Here is a 17,135-nt window from a genome sequence, read left to right on the forward strand (position 1 = left end):
GAAGCGTCCGCGATACAGATGCGCAGCAGTCTGCGCCGTGCCGGCAGACCCGGCGTGTTGCGCGCTGCACGGAGCGCACTGCAGACCCGAGAACGGCACGGCGGGTCAGCGTAGCGGTCTGGCCGCCGTCACAGCGGACAGCGGCTCACACCCACAAGTGCCGCCGCTCAGCCCCAGACGTCGTTGACCTGTTCGCGGAACGCGCCGAAACGGCCCGCCTCGATCGCCGCTCGCGCATCGCTCACCAAGTCGCCGAGAAACGCAAGGTTGTGCAGCGTCAGAATGCGGCCGGCGGTCGGCTCGTTCACGCTCATCAGGTGTCGGAGATAGCCCCGGCTGAAGCGGGCACCAGGAGGAACTCGGCCGCCGGTTCGCTCGCTGCGAGGGTCCAGCGACGCGGGGTCGCGGGCGAAGCGGGCATTTCGGATGTTGATGCGGCCCTGAGGCGTGAGCGCCGTGCCGTGACGTCCCAGCCGGCTGGGCAGCACGCAGTCGAACATGTCCACTCCGGCGGCGATGGCATCGACCATGCGCGCCGGGTCGCCAACTCCCATCAAGTAACGAGGCCGGTCCACAGGCAGCACCTCGGTGGCGGCACGCAGGGCCGGACCCATCTCGGCGCGGGATTCCCCCACGGACAGCCCACCGATGCCGTATCCGTCGAAGCCCATGGACGCGACGGTCTCGGCGCTCGCCTGCCGCAACTCGGGATCGACGCCTCCTTGGCAGATGCCGAACAGCGCTTGGCCCCCGGCGGTCCCGGCCCGACGCGCAGCCTCCATGGCCGCCGCGGCCCGAGCCGCCCACAGGTGGGTGCGTTCGGTCGCCCGCCGGACATCCTCGCAGGCAGCGGGCAGTTCCGGGCAGATGTCGAGAGCCATCTGGATGTCCGATCCCAGGCGGCACTGTGCATCCACGGCGTCCTCGGGCGTCAGCCGCATCCGCGCGCCGTCGTAGGTCGAGCGAAAGGTCACGCCAGCGTCATCGACGCTCGACATCGCATCCTGCGAACCCGGCACCTGCCGAGCACGGTCCGCTCGGCCGAGGGACATGATCTGGAATCCGCCGGAATCTGTCAGGAAGTGACCGTTCCAACCGGAGAACCCGTGCAGCCCGCCGAGCGCTTCCACGACATCGATACCGGGCCGCGCCAGCAGGTGGTAGGTGTTGGCCAGCACGACCTCAAGGCCGAGGTGCTCGTAGTCGCCGGCGTCGAGGTGGACGACTGCGCCCCGGGTGCCCACCGGCATGAACACCGGCGTCTGAAAGGTCCCGCGTGCGGTGGTGACCTGGCCGCGTCGAGCCGAGCCGTCGGTGGCCAGCAATTCGTAAGCAGCTCTGGACTCCGAACTCATGGCTCATCGCTGCGAGACAGCAGCATCGCATCGCCGAAGGACAAGAATCGGTAGCCCTCCGCCAGCGCCGTCTCGTACAACTGCCGCCAGCGCGGCCCGACGAATGCGTCGATCAGCAACAGCAGGGATGACCGCGGCAGATGGAAGTTGGTGAGCATCGCATCCACCACGTGAAACTCCGCACCCCGCCGCAGAAAGAGATCGGTCCAGCCGCACACGTCGACAGCGCCGGCATTGCCCACAGTCCGTGCTGCCGCCTCGAGCGCTCTCACCGTAGTGGTTCCCACTGCCACCACCCGCTTCGCGGCGGCGCATGCGGCAAGGGTGGCAGCGGGCACCCGAAAGTGCTCGGCGTGCATCTCATGTGCCTCTGCGTAGGTGGCCGTCACCGGAGCGAACGTTGCCAAGCCGACCGTCAGATCCACGGTCGCCACGCCGACACCGGCGGAGCGCAGTCCGTCGAGCACGCGCTGGGTGAGATGGAGCCCGGCGGTCGGCGCCGCAGCCGAGCCTTGCGACCGGGCGTAGACGGTCTGGTAGCGATCCGCCAACGCGGCCCGAGCCGCGTCGGCCCCGAGACGGCGGGCGATGGCGTCTCGTGCTACGACGGGATCGATGTAGGGCGGCAGCGGCGGCTCTCCCGCTCGATCCAGGAGCGATGTCTGCGACACCTCGCTGACCGGCACCTCCTCGACGAACACCTGCACCGCTCGGCGCTGGGTGTCCAGGCGTTCGCCGACCACGACTCGCACGCGTGGGTCGTGCTGGGACTCCAGCACCGTTCCGTCCCGAATCCGCCGAGACGGTCGCACCAGCGCCGCCCATCCCAGGTCGCCGCCATGGCGGACATCGCTGCGACTCGGACTGGCGGGACCATCAGTCTGCGGCGCCGACGCGGGCGTGGCGGCGGCGAGGGGCGCCAGCAGCAACACTTCGGCAGCTCCGCCGGTGCGCTTTCTCAGCGGCAGGCGGGCAGGCATCACGCGGGTCTCGTTGACGACGAGCAGATCACCAGCGCGAAGCAGCATCGGCAGATCGCTGACGCGGCCATGCTCTGGTGCCTCGCGCGGTCCGCGGTCGATCAGCAGCCGGGCCGCGTCGCGGGGCTCGACAGGCACATGCGCCACGGCGGATGCAGGCAAGTCGTAGTCGAACTCGGACATTGCTAGCTGCTGCTGGGCCGACCGCTGCGGCGGTTGAGGAGGCTGGCGCTGCAGGAGATGCTGCACGTTGCTGCGCGTCATCACCACGGCGTGCGGTCGATCGCGGTGTCGTCTCGCGTCACCGCATCCGGCATCGCCGGAGGCGCCGTCGCCGGGACATCCACCGGAGCATCTGTTGCGGCCTGGGCAAACGTGTCGACGGCGGCATTGCCGGGCACATCGAACAGGCTGACCGCGGCATCTGCGCCGGCATCGGTCACCGCATCGGTCTCAGGGGCGAGCGAGGCAGCGGTCGGCGGCACAGCGACTCCGAGGTGGGCATAGGCCGCCGCGGTGGCGATGCGGCCACGTGGTGTGCGCTGCAGCAAGCCGCGCTGAATCAAGAACGGCTCGTACACGTCCTCGACGGTCTCGGTCTGCTCGCCCACAGCAATGGCGAGCGTGGACAGCCCCAGCGGCCGCCCGGCATGGGTGACCGCAAGCGCACCCAAGATGGCCCGGTCCACTTTGTCGAGGCCGAGTTCGTCGACGCCGAATGCGGCGAGGCCCTCGCGCGCCACGTCCAGGTCGATTGCGCCGTCGGCTCGTACCTGGGCGAAGTCGCGCACTCGCCGGAGCAGCCGATTGGCGATTCTCGGCGTGCCTCGGCTGCGCGACGCGATCTCCGCGGCACCCTGCGCCCCGATGCGCACGCCGAGGATGCGAGCAGCCCGAGTCACGATCTTGGTCAGGTCCGCGGCGGAGTAGTAGTCGAGACGCTCGACCAGTCCGAAGCGGTCGCGCAGCGGCCCGGAGATCAGTCCAGTGCGGGTCGTCGCGCCCACCAGCGTGAAACGTGGCAGCTCGAAACGGATCGAGCGGGCTGCTGGGCCTTTGCCCAGCACGATGTCGATCGCGAAGTCCTCCATGGCCGGGTACAGCACCTCTTCGACCACCTTGGGCAGCCGGTGAATCTCGTCGACGAACAGCACGTCGCCGTCAGCGAGGTTCGTGAGGATCGCAGCGAGGTCGCCGGCTCGCTCCACCGCGGGACCGGAAGTGAGATGCAGTGCCGTTGCGAGCTCGGCCGCGATGATGCCCGCCAGCGTGGTCTTGCCCAATCCGGGGGGGCCGGCGAACAGCAGGTGGTCCGGGGGCTGATCGCGAGCCTGGGCCGCTTGCAACGTGATGGCAACGTGGTCGCAAACCTCGGTCTGGCCGACGAACTCAGCCAGCGACGCCGGGCGCAGGCCGGCGTCACCGTCGCGCTCCTCGCCGCGCTGCGGTGCGGGATCGGTCATCTCGCTGCGGCCGGCATCTGGGCGTGCGCGGGTCTCGGGCCGCCGGTAGCCCTCGGTGCGCGGCCCGCCGGCACCGGTCTGCTCAGCGCTCATCGCCTGCCTCGCTCGCTCAGCGCCGTGTTCAGCAGCTTGCCGGAGTCCGCTTGAGGGTCATCGGCTGCGGCAGCATTGACGGCAGTCATGGCAGTGCGCACTTCCGACGGGCCGAAGCCCAACTGCTTCAGCGCAGCTCGCACATCCGCGACAACCGAAGCAGTGCCGTCGCCGACGGCCCCGCCGACAGCAGGAGTCTCGGCGATCTCGGGAGTGCCCAAGCGCGATTTGAGGTCCAGCAACATCCGCTGGGACATCTTCGCTCCAATGCCCGGCACGAGTTGGAGGACTGCAGCGTCGTCGGCCGCAACAGCGCTCCGCAACTCGTCGGGCCGCACGTGGCTGAGCACCGCCAGAGCGAGCGAGGGACCGACGCGATGCGCGCCGAGCAACGCCTCGAAACACCGTCGCTCGTCGAGGTCGGAGAATCCGTAGAGATCAGAGCTGTCTTCGCGCACACGGTGGTGCACGTACACGAAGCACTCCTCTCCCACCGGAGCTGCGCCGGCCAGCGTGGACGGAGTGACAGCCACTCGGTAGCCGACACCGCCCGCTTCGATCAGCAGCTCCCCCGCCGGGTCCTTGTCGAGCAGCAGCCCGCGCAACGAGCCGATCATGGCTGCGGGTACGTCATCGTGCGATGGATCGCGAACGAGCCGCCGCCCGGTGCCAGCCGGTTCGCGACAGGTGGCACAGTGCCACCGCTGCAGCGTCGGCTGCGTCTGCGGGTATGGGCAGCTCGTCGAGCGCCAGCAGCTCGCACACCATGCGCTGCATCTGGGCTTTGTCCGCGCCCCCCCAGCCTGCGACTGCCTGCTTGACTTCGTTGGGCGCGTACTCGACGACCTCGGCGCCGGTGTCTGACGCCAGCGCCATCGCCAAGCCCGCCACTTGGGCCACACCCATAGCGGTGCGTGCGTTAACTTGGAAGAACACTCGCTCCACCGCGACCACAGCGGGACGGAACTCGTCGATCAAGCACCGCAGTTCGCGCATCTGCGTGGCGAGGCGCTGCGCCGTCGACTCGTTGGGCGCCGTGCAGATGACGCCCAGCCCGACAGCTTCCGAGCGCGCACGCTGCGAGCCTGCAGCGGGAATCTGTTCGACGACTCCGTAGCCGCAGCGGGACAGCCCGGGGTCGATTCCCAGTACGAACATCAGTACGAACCGTAGCGCGCACCGCCCCGCCCGCCTGCGATACGCACGGTCCCGAGCGCGCAGCGGGCGCTGCGCCGGCTGGCCCCGAACCGACCGGTCGCAGCCGTGGCAGCGTGATGTCTGCCGGCATGGCCGACGTCTTGGCCGTCGTCGAATGCGCCGCCAAGGCCATGCACATCGCTTCGCTCGGTGAGGCGCCCAGGCACGTACACAACATCGCAGAGCTGCTGCGGCACCAGCCGGCGCCGGTGCGAAGTGAATTCACTGCGCTCGCCGGGAGCGACGTAGACCTCGCGACGCTGCACATGTGGCGACAAGGGTTCACCTATGTCGCAGATCGTCCCGGCTTGCCCACCGAACGCGCGTTGCGCGCCCACGGCGCAGCCGCGCTGGCTATTGCATCAGCTGTCGTCGCCCGCACGCAGCACATGGGAATCGCAGCTGACGAGCTAGACCGCTGGAACGGTCGTATCCAGCATTGCCACGCCGTCCTTGACGGGCCGATCCGCCACCGCCACACACCGAGCCGCGGCGCCGATTCATAGCAGGCCCTCCCCTGCGCGGGTTCGCGACCTGCCAGTCCGACACAGCTAGTCGGCGATGGCTGCGAGGAGCGAATCGCTGATGTCGAAGTTGGCGTACACGCCCTGCACGTCGTCGTGATCGTCGAGAGCGTCGAGGACTGCCATGACCTGCTTGGCCTCCGACGCGCTGGTCAGCTCGATCAGGTTCTGCGGCACGTAGGTCAGGTCAGCGGAAGCAACAGCTATGCCCGCTGCCTCGACGGCCTCGCGCACCGTCATCGTGTCCGCGGCCGCACAGGTGACTCGCCAGATGTCGTCCTGCTGCACGACGTCCTCCGCACCGGCCTCCAGCGCCGCCAAGATCAGTTCGTCTTCGTCAGGCACTGCGCTGTTGGCCGCGGCGCCGTCGGGCTGCGGCCCCGTCGCCGATACCACCACGACGCCCTTGCGCTCGAACTGCCAGGCCACCGCACCAGGTTCCGCCAGCGACCCGCCGGCGCGCGTGAACAAGCGGCGGATCTCCGAGCCGGTGCGATTGCGATTGTCGGTGAGAGCGTCGACGAACATGGCCACACCGCCAGGCGCGTAGCCCTCGTAGGTCACCTGCTCGTAGGAGACGCCCTCCAGTTCGCCGGTGCCCCGCTTGATGGCTCGCTCGATGGTGTCCAGCGGCACGGAGTTGTCGCGGGCCTTCTGGTACATGGTCCGCAGGGTGGCGTTCGCCTCCAGGTCGCTGCCGCCTTCACGTGCTGCCACCTCGACTTGGCGGATGAGCTTGGCGAACAGCTTGCCGCGGGCGGCATCCGCAGCACCCTTGCGGTGCTTGATCGTCGCCCACTTGGAATGACCGGACACGACGTACCTCCCGAACGAGATGTGAGACAAGCAGCGCCGGATGACGCCAAGAACGGTGCAACCTCAAGTCTGGCGGACTCCGCCGGCTGACCTGTCTCGTTGGCTCAACTGGTTGGCTCAACTGCTTGACCGGTACGGCGGAGGCACCGAGCCGGCGCCGATGCCAGAGTCGCAGTCGCGTGGCGGAGCGGACGAGGCATCGGACGAAGCTCGGACCATGTCCAGGAACATCCGATGAATGCGGTCATCGGATGTCAGCTCCGGATGAAAGCTCGACACCAGGATCGGACCCGATCTGCACAGCACCGGCACCTCAGCGGCATCGTCATCGGCAGCCTCGCCGGCCGGTGAGCGGCGGGCCGGCCGCAGCGTCGCGAGCACCTCGACGCCGGTGCCGGCACGCTCCACCCACGGCGCCCGGATGAACACCGCGTGGAACGGCTCATCGAGGCCCTTCGCCGCCAGCTCTGCCTCGAAGCTGGCGATCTGGCGGCCGAAGGCGTTACGGCGAATCGAGATGTCGATGGCGCCGAAGCACCGCTGATCGGGCCTGCCGTCGAGTACTTCGGAGGCCAGCAGGATCATGCCGGCGCAGGTCCCGAATGCGGGCATGCCTTCGGCCAAGCGATCCGACAGCGCCGCGAACAGCCCGCTCGTTGCGAGCAGCCGCGACATCGTCGTCGATTCTCCGCCCGGCAGCGCGACGGCATCGACACCTTCGAGGTCTGTTGGCCTACGAACCTCCACAGCCGTCGCGCCCGCTCTGCGGAACGCCGCGAGGTGCTCGCCGACCGCTCCCTGCAGCGCAACCACGCCGATCAGCGGCCCTGCAGCACCCGCTGCGACCGTCTCTGGGGCCGCTGTTGCGGCGGCTGATCTCTCCGCGGCTGTTGCTTCCGCGGCCACGGGCGCCGGGCGATGCAGTGCCTACCAGCCGCGTTCGGCGAGCTTGGTCTCGAGGCCCTCCATTTCGAGCCCCGGCATGGCACTGCCGAGACCCCGGCTGACCTTGGCCACCACCGACGCATCCCGGTAGTGGGTCGTCGCCTCGACAATCGCTTCGGCCCGCGGACCCGGGTCCTCGCTCTTGAAGATGCCGGACCCCACGAACACTGCCTCGGCGCCGAGCTGCATCACCAGCGACGCATCAGCCGGCGTGGCGATGCCGCCTGCGCAGAACAGCGGCACCGGCAAGCGACCAGTCTCCGCGATTTCCTGCACCAACCCGAGCGGCGACTGCAGTTGCTTGGCCCAGTCGAACAGCTCGGCGGCATCGGCTTGGGTGATCTTGCGAATGTCGCCGGTGATGGAGCGCAGGTGGCGAACCGCCTCCACGATGTTGCCGGTGCCGGCCTCGCCCTTGGACCGGATCATGCAGGCGCCCTCGGAGATGCGCCGCAGCGCTTCGCCGAGGTTCGTGGCGCCGCATACGAACGGCACGGTGAAGGCCCACTTGTCAATGTGGTGCGCCTCATCGGCCGGCGTGAGCACTTCGGATTCGTCGATGTAGTCCACATCGAGCGCTTCGAGGACTTGTGCTTCCCCGAAGTGGCCGATCCGGGCCTTGGCCATGACCGGGATGGTCACCGCGGCTTGGATGCCCTCGATCATTGCCGGGTCGCTCATTCGCGCTACGCCGCCGTCACGGCGGATGTCGGCAGGCACGCGTTCCAGTGCCATGACAGCGACCGCCCCCGCATTCTCGGCGGTCTTGGCCTGGTCGGGAGTGACGACATCCATGATGACGCCGCCGCGGAGCATGTCTGCCAGCCCACGCTTGACGCGCACGGTGCCCACCAGGTGCGCTTCGGTCTGTCGCTCATCAGCGGACGCGGACGCGCCGACGCGGTCTGTGCTGGAAGGACCCGAGTTCATGTGTCCAGTGTAGGGAATGCGTCGAAGGGCGCCCGCAGCATGCCGCTGCACGGTCTGGCCGCGGCCGGCCGGCGCGCTCAGAGTTCGCGCAGCACCGCGATGCGCGTGTCGAGGTCAGAGCGGTAGTCGGGCAGATCGGCGGCGGCCGCCGCCGAATCGGCTCGCGGGTCGGCCAGCCACAGCGGCCAGGTCACGGCGGGCGCACCAGTATCGACGCCCGAGGCTGACATGGCGACCAGCCCGCTGGCCAGGCCCGGCGGATAGCGGGTCAGCCGCACGGCCTCGGCATCGTCGTCGAAGTCGTCGCTCGCGCGGGCTTCCCGCTCCACGCGGGCCTTGACGAGCGGCCACACAGCGGGCAGCAGCAGCGCCGGGAGCCCCACGGTGGTCACCGCTGTCGTTGCGCAGGCAGTCCGGCCGTCACGAATCTGCGTCAGCAGGCGCGCGGCCACAGCCTCCAGCTCGATGCGACCCAGCGAGTCGAGCAAGCCCTGCGTCACGACGATGGTGGCATGTGTCGGTCGCCGGCCGAAGGCTGTCGCGTTGGCGGCCGTCGTGCGGGCGACGACGAGCGTCGGCGGCGGCACCCCCACGAGCAGGCATACGCCGTCGACGATGTTCGCGAGGCGCGGATCGTCCACAGCAGTGCTGTGCGCCACGCCCGGACCAACGAGCGCGCGCCGCAGCTGCCGCTCGCCGACAGCGAGTTCCGCGGCGGCGAGCATGCACGCTGCCGCGAGGGTCAGCGGCAGCACCCACCAGCCGAGCCCGGTGAACAGGGCCGCCAGCGAGCCGAGGATCGCCGCTGCAACCAGATGCATGGCCCAGAACTCCGCAAGCAGCCTGTCGGCGCGGCTGCGATAGATGTCAGGCAGCGAATCCACTTGCCGCAGTCAATCGGCCACGGTCACCGGCAACACGCGACGCGGCGCGGAACATCCAACAGGTCAAACAGCCGGCCTGCCGGACGGCGCCGGCCAGCCGGTGCTTCGCTCCGCTGCGGCATCAGCGGCCCGCAGCGCTCCGGTGCGCTCTCGCGCGTTCGTACATGTCCACGTACGTGTCCGCCAATCGGGCCATCGAGAATTGCTCGGCTCGCTGACGACCGACGGCGGCCAACTCAGCAGCGCGGTCAGGACGCCGGAGCACGCTCAGGAGCGCAGAAGCCAGCGATGCCGTGTCGCCGGGTTTGACGAGCACGGCCTCGTCGCCGACGATGGCGACGTTGCGATAGCCGGGCAGATCACTGGCCACGACCGGCGTGCGGGCTGCCATCGCTTCCAAGAGCACGACTCCAAAGCTCTCGCCGTGCAATGACGGCGCGCACAGCACGTCGGCGCCTTTGATGTAGGCCAGCTTGTCGGCTTCGCTGACGCGGCCCAGCCATTCGATGCGCGTGTCGCGCTGGTACCTGCGCTGCAGTTCTTCAGTCTGCGGACCGCGGGACATCACCCACAGACGCACGCCCTCGGGAAGCTGCGACATGGCCTCGAGCAGCACCGAAAGGCCTTTGCGCGGCTCGTGGCGGCCGATGTAGGCGATCGTAGGCACCTTGGCGGGTGCCGCATCCGCGTGGTCGAATCGGTCCAGCTCCACGCCGTTGAACACCAGTTCGTACTCGCCGCCGAGACCGTCGCGGGCCATCGCCGCGGCGTCCGCGGAGACAGCGGCCCGAATGTCGACTCGCGACGCCAGCCATCGGGTCCCCGGCACGGAGTACGCGAGGCTGCCCCCCGCTGCGTGCCAAGTGCCGACGATAGGCGCACTGCGCAGGAACAGCGCGGTGTGCGTCGGTCCCGGGCACAGCGGCTCGTGCAGGTGCAGCACGTCGAATGCCTCGTCTCGCAGCGCACGCACCGTTCGCAGCGTGCAGGCGAAATCGGGGGCAATCGGGGCGACCGATCCGTTGGCGAAGGTGGGGATGCTCGCACCGAGCGGCGTGACGCCGGTCTGGGGCGGAGCACCGTCGCACGGCGCCAGCACTCTGGCCTCGTGGCCGCTCGCGGCCAGCGCATCGGCCAAGCCCAGTACTTGCACCTGGACGCCTCCAGCGCTGGTCAGGCTGTACGGCGAGATGATCCCGATTCTCACTCAGCCGCTCCTCGAAGCATTGCTGGAGGCATCGCCGGCCCGGTCGAAGGCCTCGTCTGAGGGCCAGTTCGGGCCGAAGAGGTGCCACTGGTGCGGGGCCGCGGCGATCAGTGTCGCGAGTTCGTCGGCGAGCCGCTGGGTGATCGCCGCGACGTCGTCGCGCAGACGGCCGCGCCGCTCGACGTGGATGGGCGGTCGCACGGTGCCGAGGTGCCTGCCGCGAGGAGCGAAGTAGACCGCTGTGGGCAACAGTGCAGCCCCAGAGCGCAGCGCAAGCAGCGCTGGGCCCGCAGGCAGCGTCGTGCGCTCGTCCCCGAAGGTCACCTCGACACCATCTCCGGTGAGGTCGCGATCGCACAGCAAGCAGACGATCTCGTTGCGTCCGAGCGCACTCAGCACCTGGCGTCCTGCGTTGCTCCCGAGCGGCACGACGCGCATGCCCAGCCGCTCACGGAACCCGGCGAACCACGCGAACAGATCGGGCGGATCGAGCGGCTCGACGACGACCGTGATCGGCAGCCGGTTGACCGTTGCCATCCAGAATCCAGCCCACTCCCAGCCGCCCAAGTGCGGAAGCGCCAAGATCGCGCCGTTGCCTCGGTCGAGGGCTTGTTCCACATGGTGGTATGCGGGGACGTCGATGCCGCGGTCCAGTACCGCCTCGCTCACTGCGGGCAGGCGAAACGACTCCAGCCAGTAGCGGGCGTAGGAGCTGAACGCGGCCGCAGCGGCGACCTGCAGGTTCCCGTCGGCATCCGACGCCGATTCCGACGGCGAGGCAGGGTCCGCGGCACCGGCGGCGATCCAGCGCTGCACCCGGGCCTGATGGCGCCTGACCATCGCCGCTCTGGCCGGCATCGACCGCGCCAGCACCGGTCCCGCCAGCGCTGCCAACCGCTCGCTGAACCACAGCGGCACCAGCCGTGCGGCCGATGCGCCCGCCCGGTAACCCAGTACCACCGCCCTGTTGCGCAACCGTCGGGTGCAACCGCCTGCAGCCGCTCGCAAGCGACCGCCGTGCGCACTCGCACGCGAGGCGCGCAAGGGCGCAGTCGCCCAAAGAGTCACCGCGAGATGTGGGCGCTCGCCTGGTGCCAGACCTTCGCGAAGCGCATCACCGCAGTGAGCGACGTCAGCGCTAGCAACAGCCAGAGCAACGGCACGAGCAGCACTTCGAATGCGACAGCGACCGCGAGCACCACCGTCCGCTCCGCGCGCTCCATCAGCCCGCCTTTGGCCTCGAATCCCAGCAGTTCGGCCTTGGCGCGTTCGTAGGAGACCAGCGCGCTGACGCCCAGCACCGCCATCGGCAGCACCGCCCACCGCCCGCCGTGCTCTCCTGCCAGATACCAGGCGATGCCGCCGAGCAGCAGTCCGTCGGCAACTCGGTCCGCGGTCGAGTCGAAGAATGCGCCCCGGCTCGACGAGCTCTGTTGTGCTGTGGCAACAGGTCCGTCGAACAAGTCCGCGAGCGCGGTCACCACCAGCAGCGCAGTGCCGATACCCAGCCAGCCGGTGCCGATGGCGATGGCACTCGCACCCGAGGACACCAGGCCGAAGCCGGTGAGCGCGTTCGCGGTGAGGCCGATCGCCGCTAGACCGCGCCCAACCGGGGCAGTGAGGCCGTCGACGCCCTTGCGAAACTTGCCGTCGAACATCGTCAGTTCCCGTCGGCGTTCTCCGAGGCCGCGCCGATGCCCGCCACAGCCTCGTCGGGGTCGTCGGCTTCAGGTTCGGGAGCGGTCGCGATCCACGTCTCGGGATTGTCTTCCATCCACTTCTCCAACACCGCGCCGTTCAGCGCGTCCACCAGCACCAAGCCCCGGCTGCGGGGCGGATCCTCGGCTGAGTACACCAGCACTCGCCACGTCGGGCGGCTCAGCCAGCCGCGCCAGCCGAGCTGAGCGCTGGCATGCCCGACGGCGAAACCGAGATCAGCGACTGCTGCGACCAGTGCCTCGTTCTCGTTGACAGCGAATCGGCGGCCCGCGACGTACTGGTAGATGCCGGCGAGGGCCAGCAGCGCCCCGCCTGCGGTCACGCCGCTGTTGAGCAGAATGGCGTCGCTGTCGGCTGCGAGCGCGGCCGTTGCCGCCCAGACGCCGATCGCGAAGCACAGCGCACCGGTGATCTTGCGCCGCGAGTTGTCCGGAAAGGTGTACGCGCCGACGAATCCGCGGTCCAGGTCGGCGGGAAGCTCGTCACGTGCCTCGCCGAGATCGTCTGGCTCGGCCATCGTCACCACGCTACTGCCGTCTCGGGCACAGACCCGGCTACAGCGTGACGCCGAGCAGTGCCGCCGCATCGCTGACCGGCACGCGGCGAGCTGCCGCCGCGTCGATCGCGTCGAGCGCTCCCGGGGTGTCGAGATCGTCGTCGAGACGTTCGCGCACCTGTGCCAGCGCTCCGTCGCCGCGGCCGGCGGCTCGCCACCGCTCAAGACGGCGCGTTGCCGTGACGACGCTGGCTTCAGACCATTCCCAATCTGCCCGATAGTGTTCCCCCAGCAGCGCCAGTCGCACGGCCATCGGCGCCCAGCGAGCACGCAAGTCGGACACGACCACCAGATTGCCAGCCGACTTGGACATCTTGGCACCGCCGCTGCGCACCATCGAGGTGTGCATCCAGTGGCGCACGAACCGCCGACCGGTCGCAGCCTCCGATTGCGCTCGCGAGCACTCGTGATGAGGGAACACCAGATCGCTGCCGCCGCCATGCACGTCGATGGTCTCGCCGAGATGCGTCAGTGCCAGCGCGGAGCATTCCACGTGCCATCCCGGACGGCCCAAGCCCCAGGAAGCGGACCACTCGGGCTCGCCCACCGAAGAAGGCTGCCACAGCACGAAATCGAGCGGCCGGCGCTTGTTCGGGTCATCGGGCCGTCCGCCGCGTCGGCGCGCCAGCTCCACCATCTGAACGCCGTCGAGACGGCTCAGCTCGCCGAAGCTCTGGGCCGCGGAGGTGTCGAAGTACACGCCGCCCGATGAGCGATACGCGTGCCCGCTGGACAGCAGCCGTCCGATAAGCCGCCGGATGTCAGGGATGGCCGAGGTCGCCCGGGGCTCGGCGTCGGCGCGCAGCAAGCCCAGTGCGTCCATGTCGGCATCGAAGGCTGCGAGCGATCCGGCTGCTAGGTCCAGATAGTGGACGCCCACAGCGCGCGCTCGTGCCAGCAGGTCGTCGTCCACGTCGGTGATGTTGCGCACACAGCGAGTGCGACAGCCCAAGTCCTGCAGTCTGCGCTGGAGCACGTCGAACGCCAAGAACGTGGCCGCGTGACCGACGTGAGTGGCATCGGAGGGCGTGATGCCGCACACGTACATTCGCATCGTTGCGCCGGGGCGCGCGTCGAGCGGCACCACTGCTCGCTGCTGCGTGTCGTACAGCTTCACGGACCGGCATTCAGGGCGCAGTGTCCACGGAGCGGTCGGGCAGGCTGGGCCCGCCGCCCAGCACGCTGATCGGCACGTGGTCCAAGCCCACGAGCCGCAGCGCGACTCGGGTGCGGTAGCGGGTGTTGAGCTGCATCAGCACCGCGGTGAATGCTTCGATGGCGGTGGCGTTGGACAGGTTGCCGCAGTCGAGCGCTCGTGCGCCGGGCATGCGGTCCACGATCTCCGCGATGTGCCAAGTGGCCTCGCGGTGATCACTGCAGATCAGGATGTCGCCGTGTACCGGCTCGTCGAGGTTGCCCAGCTCGGTCGCCGGCACGTGCTGGAGTGCCGCGGCAACCAGCGCTTCAGGCACGGTTGCCTGCACCGACGCCGCGACCGAGCCCCTCGGCGGGATGAGCGGCACGAATTCGTCGTCGACGCGTGCGAGCGCGTTGGACATCGTTGCAACCACCTTGCCGCGCAGATGTTCGGCTACGTCCCTCGCAGTGATGGCCGCTGCATCCCACGGCGTCGCGATCACCACGGTGGGCTCGGTGGCGGCGAGGCTGTTGGCGCCTGGCCGGATGTGCAGTCGGCGGTCTGGCCAGCGCTCGACGATGCGGTCCACCACCTCCATCGACCGGTACTTCGAGCGCGAACCCAGTGTCACTTCGCAGCCGATGTCGGCCAGCCGTGCGGCCAAGGCGGCGCCCGCCGGCCCGGTGCCGCCGATGATGCCGATTCGAGGCGCCACCGTGGCGTCTGCCACCTGCGCCGGCCCGACGCCGTCCTCGTCCGGCGTGACCGCGGCTGGGCCGTCCGCGGCCGTTTCGGGACTCGCAACTGCCGGCACGCGCGTCACGGTACGGCAGGGCGCAGAGTGCAGCAACGGCGCACGCCGAGTGGTGACAGCTGTCGGGGGTAGCGTCCGACAGCGCGCATCAGCGCAGGCTGCGGGGCTCTAGCGGGGAGCGGAGGCGACAACGTGACGAGCGGCGGATTCGTGCAAGACAAGAAGTTCCTCATCACCGGTGTGCTGACCGATGCATCGTTGGCCTTCGGGGTGGCGCGCCTCGCGCAGGAACACGGTGCGGAGGTGGTGCTGACGGGCGCCGGCCGAGGCATCAGGCTCACCGAGCGAGCTGCGCGGCGGCTGCCCGAGCCTGTTGAGGTGCTGGCGTGCGATGTCACGGTGCCTGCTGAGATCGAGGCAGTGCGTGCCGACTTGGAACGCAGGTGGGGCCGCCTCGACGGCATGCTGCACGCCATCGGCTTCGCGCCCGCGAGCTGCCTAGGCGGCAATTTCCTCCACGCGCCGTGGGACGACGTGGCCACAGCGCTGAACGTCTCGGCCTACAGCCTCGCGGCGCTGAGCGCGCCGATGGCGCCGCTGCTGGCACAGGCGAGAGGCTCGGTGGTGGGGCTCACCTTCGATGCGAGCGTGGCGTGGCCCGTCTACGACTGGATGGGCGTCGCCAAGGCAGCATTCGAGTCGACGGCGCGCTACTTGGCCAAATCGCTGGGGCCGCAGGGGATCCGGGTGAATCTGATCTCGGCTGGACCCATCCGCACCATGGCTGCCAAGTCGATCCCCGGCTTTGCGAAGTTCGAGGATGCGTGGACCGAACGCGCCCCGCTGGGCTGGGACATCACCGACGGCGAGACTGTGGCCCGCAGCACGCTGGCGCTGATGTCGGACTGGTTCGGCGGCACTACCGGCGAGATCGTGCATGTGGACGGCGGCTATCACGCGATGGGCGCCTGAGAACGATTCAGCCGAGTCGCTGCAGCGTCTCGTGACGTCCGATGAACGCGAGGTAGCTGCCGGCGCGCGGCCCGGTCTGGGCACCGAACAGCACCTGATACAACGCGCCGAAGACGAGCGCTGCATCGGCGCGCGGGTCGATCCCGATGTCGCGGGCGGATTCGAACAACGCGTCCTGGATCTCCCGGCCCTCCCAGTGCGGAAGTGCTGCGAGGCGCCGCGCGCATGCAGCGAGGAACTCGAGCTGGCGCGCATCAAGCGTCTCGCGCCGGCGCGCCGCGGCCGTCGCGTCGAGCATCCGGACGGTGCCGGCGAGGTCCGGCCGGTGCGAGATCAGCTGCCGAGCGGCGGCCTCCTTGCGACCGAGCCAGTCGGCATCGATGTGCGAGAGCTCGACCCCGAGCGAAGCTACGTGGTCCGCCAACCGCACGTGAGGCTGCTGCACGACGCTCAGCACCGAATCGAACGGCGGGCTGAACGTCGGCGCCTCGGGAACCTCAGCACCCGTGTCCGCACGCGAGACCGAGAACAGCTGGCGCTCGTTGGGGCCTGGCTCAGCGGTCGCAGCAGCCCGCCAGAGCCGTTCGAACTCGACGAAGGCCTTGGTGAGCGCGGGCACGTCGAGGGCGAAGTCGATGGCCCGGCGGGGCTGCGTGCGCAACACGAGGTAGCGCAGCAGCTCCGGCGGCAGCAGACGCGCCAGCTCAGACGCCGTGATGCCGATGCCCTTCGACGAGCTCATCTTGGCCCCGCCGAGCGTGAAGAACTCATAGGGGACCGCCACCGGCACGTTGCTCCCCAGCACCTGGCGGGCGAGGTCGCCGGACACCTCGTGCGATCCGCTGGCAGCCATGTGGTCCTTGCCGGCGCCTTCGATCGACACGCCGAAGAGCTTCCACTTAGCCGCCCACTCGAGCTTCCACGGCAGCTTGCCGTTGCCGCCGAACGGACTGATGCGACCTCGTGCCCCGCAGCCTGAGGCCCATTGCACCACGTCCGCGCTGCAGCGATATGCCACCGTCTCGCCGTCGTAGTCCGTGGCATAGGTGGTGCCGATTCGCCCGCACCGTTCGCAGACGGGCTGGAACGGCAGCCAGTCCGCGGGCCGCTGCGCGCCGCTGCGGCGGCGGTAGATCTCCCGCACCTTCGGGCTGGCACGCAAGAAGGCATCGATGGTCCCATCAAGCCTGCCCTCCGCGTAGACGCGGCTCATCGAGTAGAAGCCGGCCTCGACGCCGAGCATGCCGAAGGTGTCGGTGAACTCTCCGAAGTACGCGTGGGCCATGGACGCTGCCTCGAAGCCGGGTGGCGCCGGAGCCCTGAACAGCGGCTTGCCGAGGTGCTCGACGTAGTGTTCTCCGGTGCCGTAGGGAATCTCGTCGACCGCATCCATGTCATCGCAGCCGTACAGGAAGGTCGCGTCGAGGCCGCGCTCGCGCGCTATTCGTGCCAAAGCATCGTGGATCAGCACACCGCGCAGCGAACCGACATGAGCGCGCCCGCTGGGCGTCTTGGAATCGTTGATCACCACCTGCTGCGGGCAGCCGTCCAGCGCTGAGTCGATCCAAGTCATGGCGGTGTCGCGCGGCGGACTCGGCGGAG

17 protein-coding genes and 1 pseudogene are annotated in these 17,135 nt (G+C 69.3%); 2 read left to right on the top strand and 16 right to left on the bottom strand.

Annotation, left to right across the window (positions count from 1 at the left end):
- Positions 1-167: 167 nt before the first annotated feature.
- From tgt to ruvC, 5 genes and pseudogenes are all read right to left on the bottom strand, one after another.
- The gene (gene tgt / locus ACOGI4_RS10820; RefSeq protein WP_419841680.1) at positions 168-1,355 is read right to left on the bottom strand and encodes a tRNA guanosine(34) transglycosylase Tgt; all 1,188 of its coding nucleotides are present in this window, start codon (positions 1,353-1,355) and stop codon (positions 168-170) included.
- Complete coding sequence (queA, locus tag ACOGI4_RS10825; RefSeq protein ID WP_419841681.1) at positions 1,352-2,518, bottom strand: tRNA preQ1(34) S-adenosylmethionine ribosyltransferase-isomerase QueA; 1,167 nt, start codon at positions 2,516-2,518, stop codon at positions 1,352-1,354. Before queA ends, tgt begins: the two co-directional genes overlap by 4 nt.
- Positions 2,519-2,814: 296 nt before the next feature.
- Positions 2,815-3,891: pseudogene (ruvB, locus tag ACOGI4_RS10830) on the bottom strand (Holliday junction branch migration DNA helicase RuvB); the annotation flags it as partial.
- Positions 3,888-4,508 carry a Holliday junction branch migration protein RuvA gene (ruvA, locus tag ACOGI4_RS10835; RefSeq protein WP_419841682.1) on the bottom strand — a complete coding sequence of 207 codons (621 nt, stop codon included), beginning with the start codon at positions 4,506-4,508 and terminating at the stop codon, positions 3,888-3,890. The pseudogene ruvB and the gene ruvA, both read right to left, overlap by 4 nt.
- Before the next feature lie 13 nt (positions 4,509-4,521).
- Positions 4,522-5,049, bottom strand: coding sequence for a crossover junction endodeoxyribonuclease RuvC (gene ruvC, locus ACOGI4_RS10840; protein ID WP_419841683.1), 528 nt, complete (start codon positions 5,047-5,049; stop codon positions 4,522-4,524).
- Between the two features lie 128 nt (positions 5,050-5,177).
- Between ruvC and ACOGI4_RS10845 the strand changes: the two genes are divergently transcribed.
- Positions 5,178-5,594, top strand: a complete 417-nt coding sequence (locus ACOGI4_RS10845) for a hypothetical protein (protein WP_419841684.1) — start codon at positions 5,178-5,180, stop codon at positions 5,592-5,594.
- A 45-nt stretch (positions 5,595-5,639) separates the two neighbouring features.
- Here the strand turns inward: ACOGI4_RS10845 and ACOGI4_RS10850 are convergent, their stop codons facing one another.
- The 10 genes from ACOGI4_RS10850 to npdG all read right to left on the bottom strand — a co-directional run bounded on the left by ACOGI4_RS10850 (position 5,640) and on the right by npdG (position 14,621).
- Positions 5,640-6,428 carry a YebC/PmpR family DNA-binding transcriptional regulator gene (locus ACOGI4_RS10850; RefSeq protein WP_419841685.1) on the bottom strand — a complete coding sequence of 263 codons (789 nt, stop codon included), beginning with the start codon at positions 6,426-6,428 and terminating at the stop codon, positions 5,640-5,642.
- Between the two features lie 117 nt (positions 6,429-6,545).
- Positions 6,546-7,250: a pyridoxal 5'-phosphate synthase glutaminase subunit PdxT gene (gene pdxT, locus ACOGI4_RS10855; RefSeq protein WP_419843135.1), complete on the bottom strand. Its 705-nt coding sequence runs from the start codon at positions 7,248-7,250 to the stop codon at positions 6,546-6,548.
- Between the two features lie 105 nt (positions 7,251-7,355).
- The gene (pdxS, locus tag ACOGI4_RS10860) at positions 7,356-8,303 is read right to left on the bottom strand and encodes a pyridoxal 5'-phosphate synthase lyase subunit PdxS (protein WP_419841686.1); all 948 of its coding nucleotides are present in this window, start codon (positions 8,301-8,303) and stop codon (positions 7,356-7,358) included.
- Positions 8,304-8,380: 77 nt separating this feature from the next.
- On the bottom strand, positions 8,381-9,187 hold the full coding sequence (locus tag ACOGI4_RS10865; RefSeq protein ID WP_419841687.1) for a hypothetical protein: 807 nt from the start codon (positions 9,185-9,187) through the stop codon (positions 8,381-8,383).
- A gap of 121 nt (positions 9,188-9,308) precedes the next feature.
- On the bottom strand, positions 9,309-10,394 hold the full coding sequence (locus tag ACOGI4_RS10870; protein ID WP_419841688.1) for a glycosyltransferase family 4 protein: 1,086 nt from the start codon (positions 10,392-10,394) through the stop codon (positions 9,309-9,311).
- A complete protein-coding gene (locus ACOGI4_RS10875; protein ID WP_419841689.1) occupies positions 10,395-11,369 on the bottom strand; it encodes a phosphatidylinositol mannoside acyltransferase in 975 nt (324 codons plus the stop codon). It lies immediately after the preceding gene.
- An 89-nt stretch (positions 11,370-11,458) separates the two neighbouring features.
- Positions 11,459-12,052, bottom strand: coding sequence for a CDP-alcohol phosphatidyltransferase family protein (locus ACOGI4_RS10880; protein ID WP_419841690.1), 594 nt, complete (start codon positions 12,050-12,052; stop codon positions 11,459-11,461).
- Positions 12,053-12,054: 2 nt separating this feature from the next.
- Positions 12,055-12,630, bottom strand: coding sequence for a hypothetical protein (locus ACOGI4_RS10885; RefSeq protein WP_419841691.1), 576 nt, complete (start codon positions 12,628-12,630; stop codon positions 12,055-12,057).
- A 37-nt stretch (positions 12,631-12,667) separates the two neighbouring features.
- Entirely contained in the window at positions 12,668-13,786 is a 1,119-nt protein-coding gene (locus ACOGI4_RS10890; RefSeq protein ID WP_419841692.1) for a cysteine--tRNA ligase, read from the bottom strand.
- 10 nt (positions 13,787-13,796) lie between these two features.
- Positions 13,797-14,621, bottom strand: coding sequence for an NADPH-dependent F420 reductase (npdG, locus tag ACOGI4_RS10895; RefSeq protein ID WP_419841693.1), 825 nt, complete (start codon positions 14,619-14,621; stop codon positions 13,797-13,799).
- A gap of 132 nt (positions 14,622-14,753) precedes the next feature.
- On the opposite strand from npdG, the gene fabI reads away from it, so the two are divergent.
- Positions 14,754-15,533, top strand: coding sequence for an enoyl-ACP reductase FabI (gene fabI, locus ACOGI4_RS10900; RefSeq protein ID WP_419841694.1), 780 nt, complete (start codon positions 14,754-14,756; stop codon positions 15,531-15,533).
- 7 nt (positions 15,534-15,540) lie between these two features.
- Here fabI and lysS read toward each other — a convergent pair whose 3' ends face one another.
- On the bottom strand, positions 15,541-17,106 hold the full coding sequence (gene lysS, locus ACOGI4_RS10905; protein ID WP_419841695.1) for a lysine--tRNA ligase: 1,566 nt from the start codon (positions 17,104-17,106) through the stop codon (positions 15,541-15,543).
- Positions 17,107-17,135: the final 29 nt, after the last annotated feature.

This window comes from Candidatus Poriferisodalis sp., assembly GCF_965205175.1.
In the GTDB taxonomy this organism is placed as follows: Bacteria; Actinomycetota; Acidimicrobiia; order Acidimicrobiales; family Poriferisodalaceae; genus Poriferisodalis.

Excerpts from the sequence above, each read along its gene's own strand:
- tgt (WP_419841680.1), bottom strand. The coding sequence starts at position 1,355 with ATGAGTTCGGAGTCCAGAGCTGCTTACGAATTGCTGGCCACCGACGGC.
- queA (WP_419841681.1), bottom strand. The coding sequence starts at position 2,518 with ATGTCCGAGTTCGACTACGACTTGCCTGCATCCGCCGTGGCGCATGTG.
- ruvA (WP_419841682.1), bottom strand. The coding sequence starts at position 4,508 with ATGATCGGCTCGTTGCGCGGGCTGCTGCTCGACAAGGACCCGGCGGGG.
- ruvC (WP_419841683.1), bottom strand. The coding sequence starts at position 5,049 with ATGTTCGTACTGGGAATCGACCCCGGGCTGTCCCGCTGCGGCTACGGA.
- ACOGI4_RS10845 (WP_419841684.1), top strand. The coding sequence starts at position 5,178 with ATGGCCGACGTCTTGGCCGTCGTCGAATGCGCCGCCAAGGCCATGCAC.
- pdxS (WP_419841686.1), bottom strand. The coding sequence starts at position 8,303 with ATGAACTCGGGTCCTTCCAGCACAGACCGCGTCGGCGCGTCCGCGTCC.
- ACOGI4_RS10880 (WP_419841690.1), bottom strand. The coding sequence starts at position 12,052 with ATGTTCGACGGCAAGTTTCGCAAGGGCGTCGACGGCCTCACTGCCCCG.
- ACOGI4_RS10885 (WP_419841691.1), bottom strand. The coding sequence starts at position 12,630 with ATGGCCGAGCCAGACGATCTCGGCGAGGCACGTGACGAGCTTCCCGCC.
- lysS (WP_419841695.1), bottom strand. The coding sequence starts at position 17,106 with ATGACTTGGATCGACTCAGCGCTGGACGGCTGCCCGCAGCAGGTGGTG.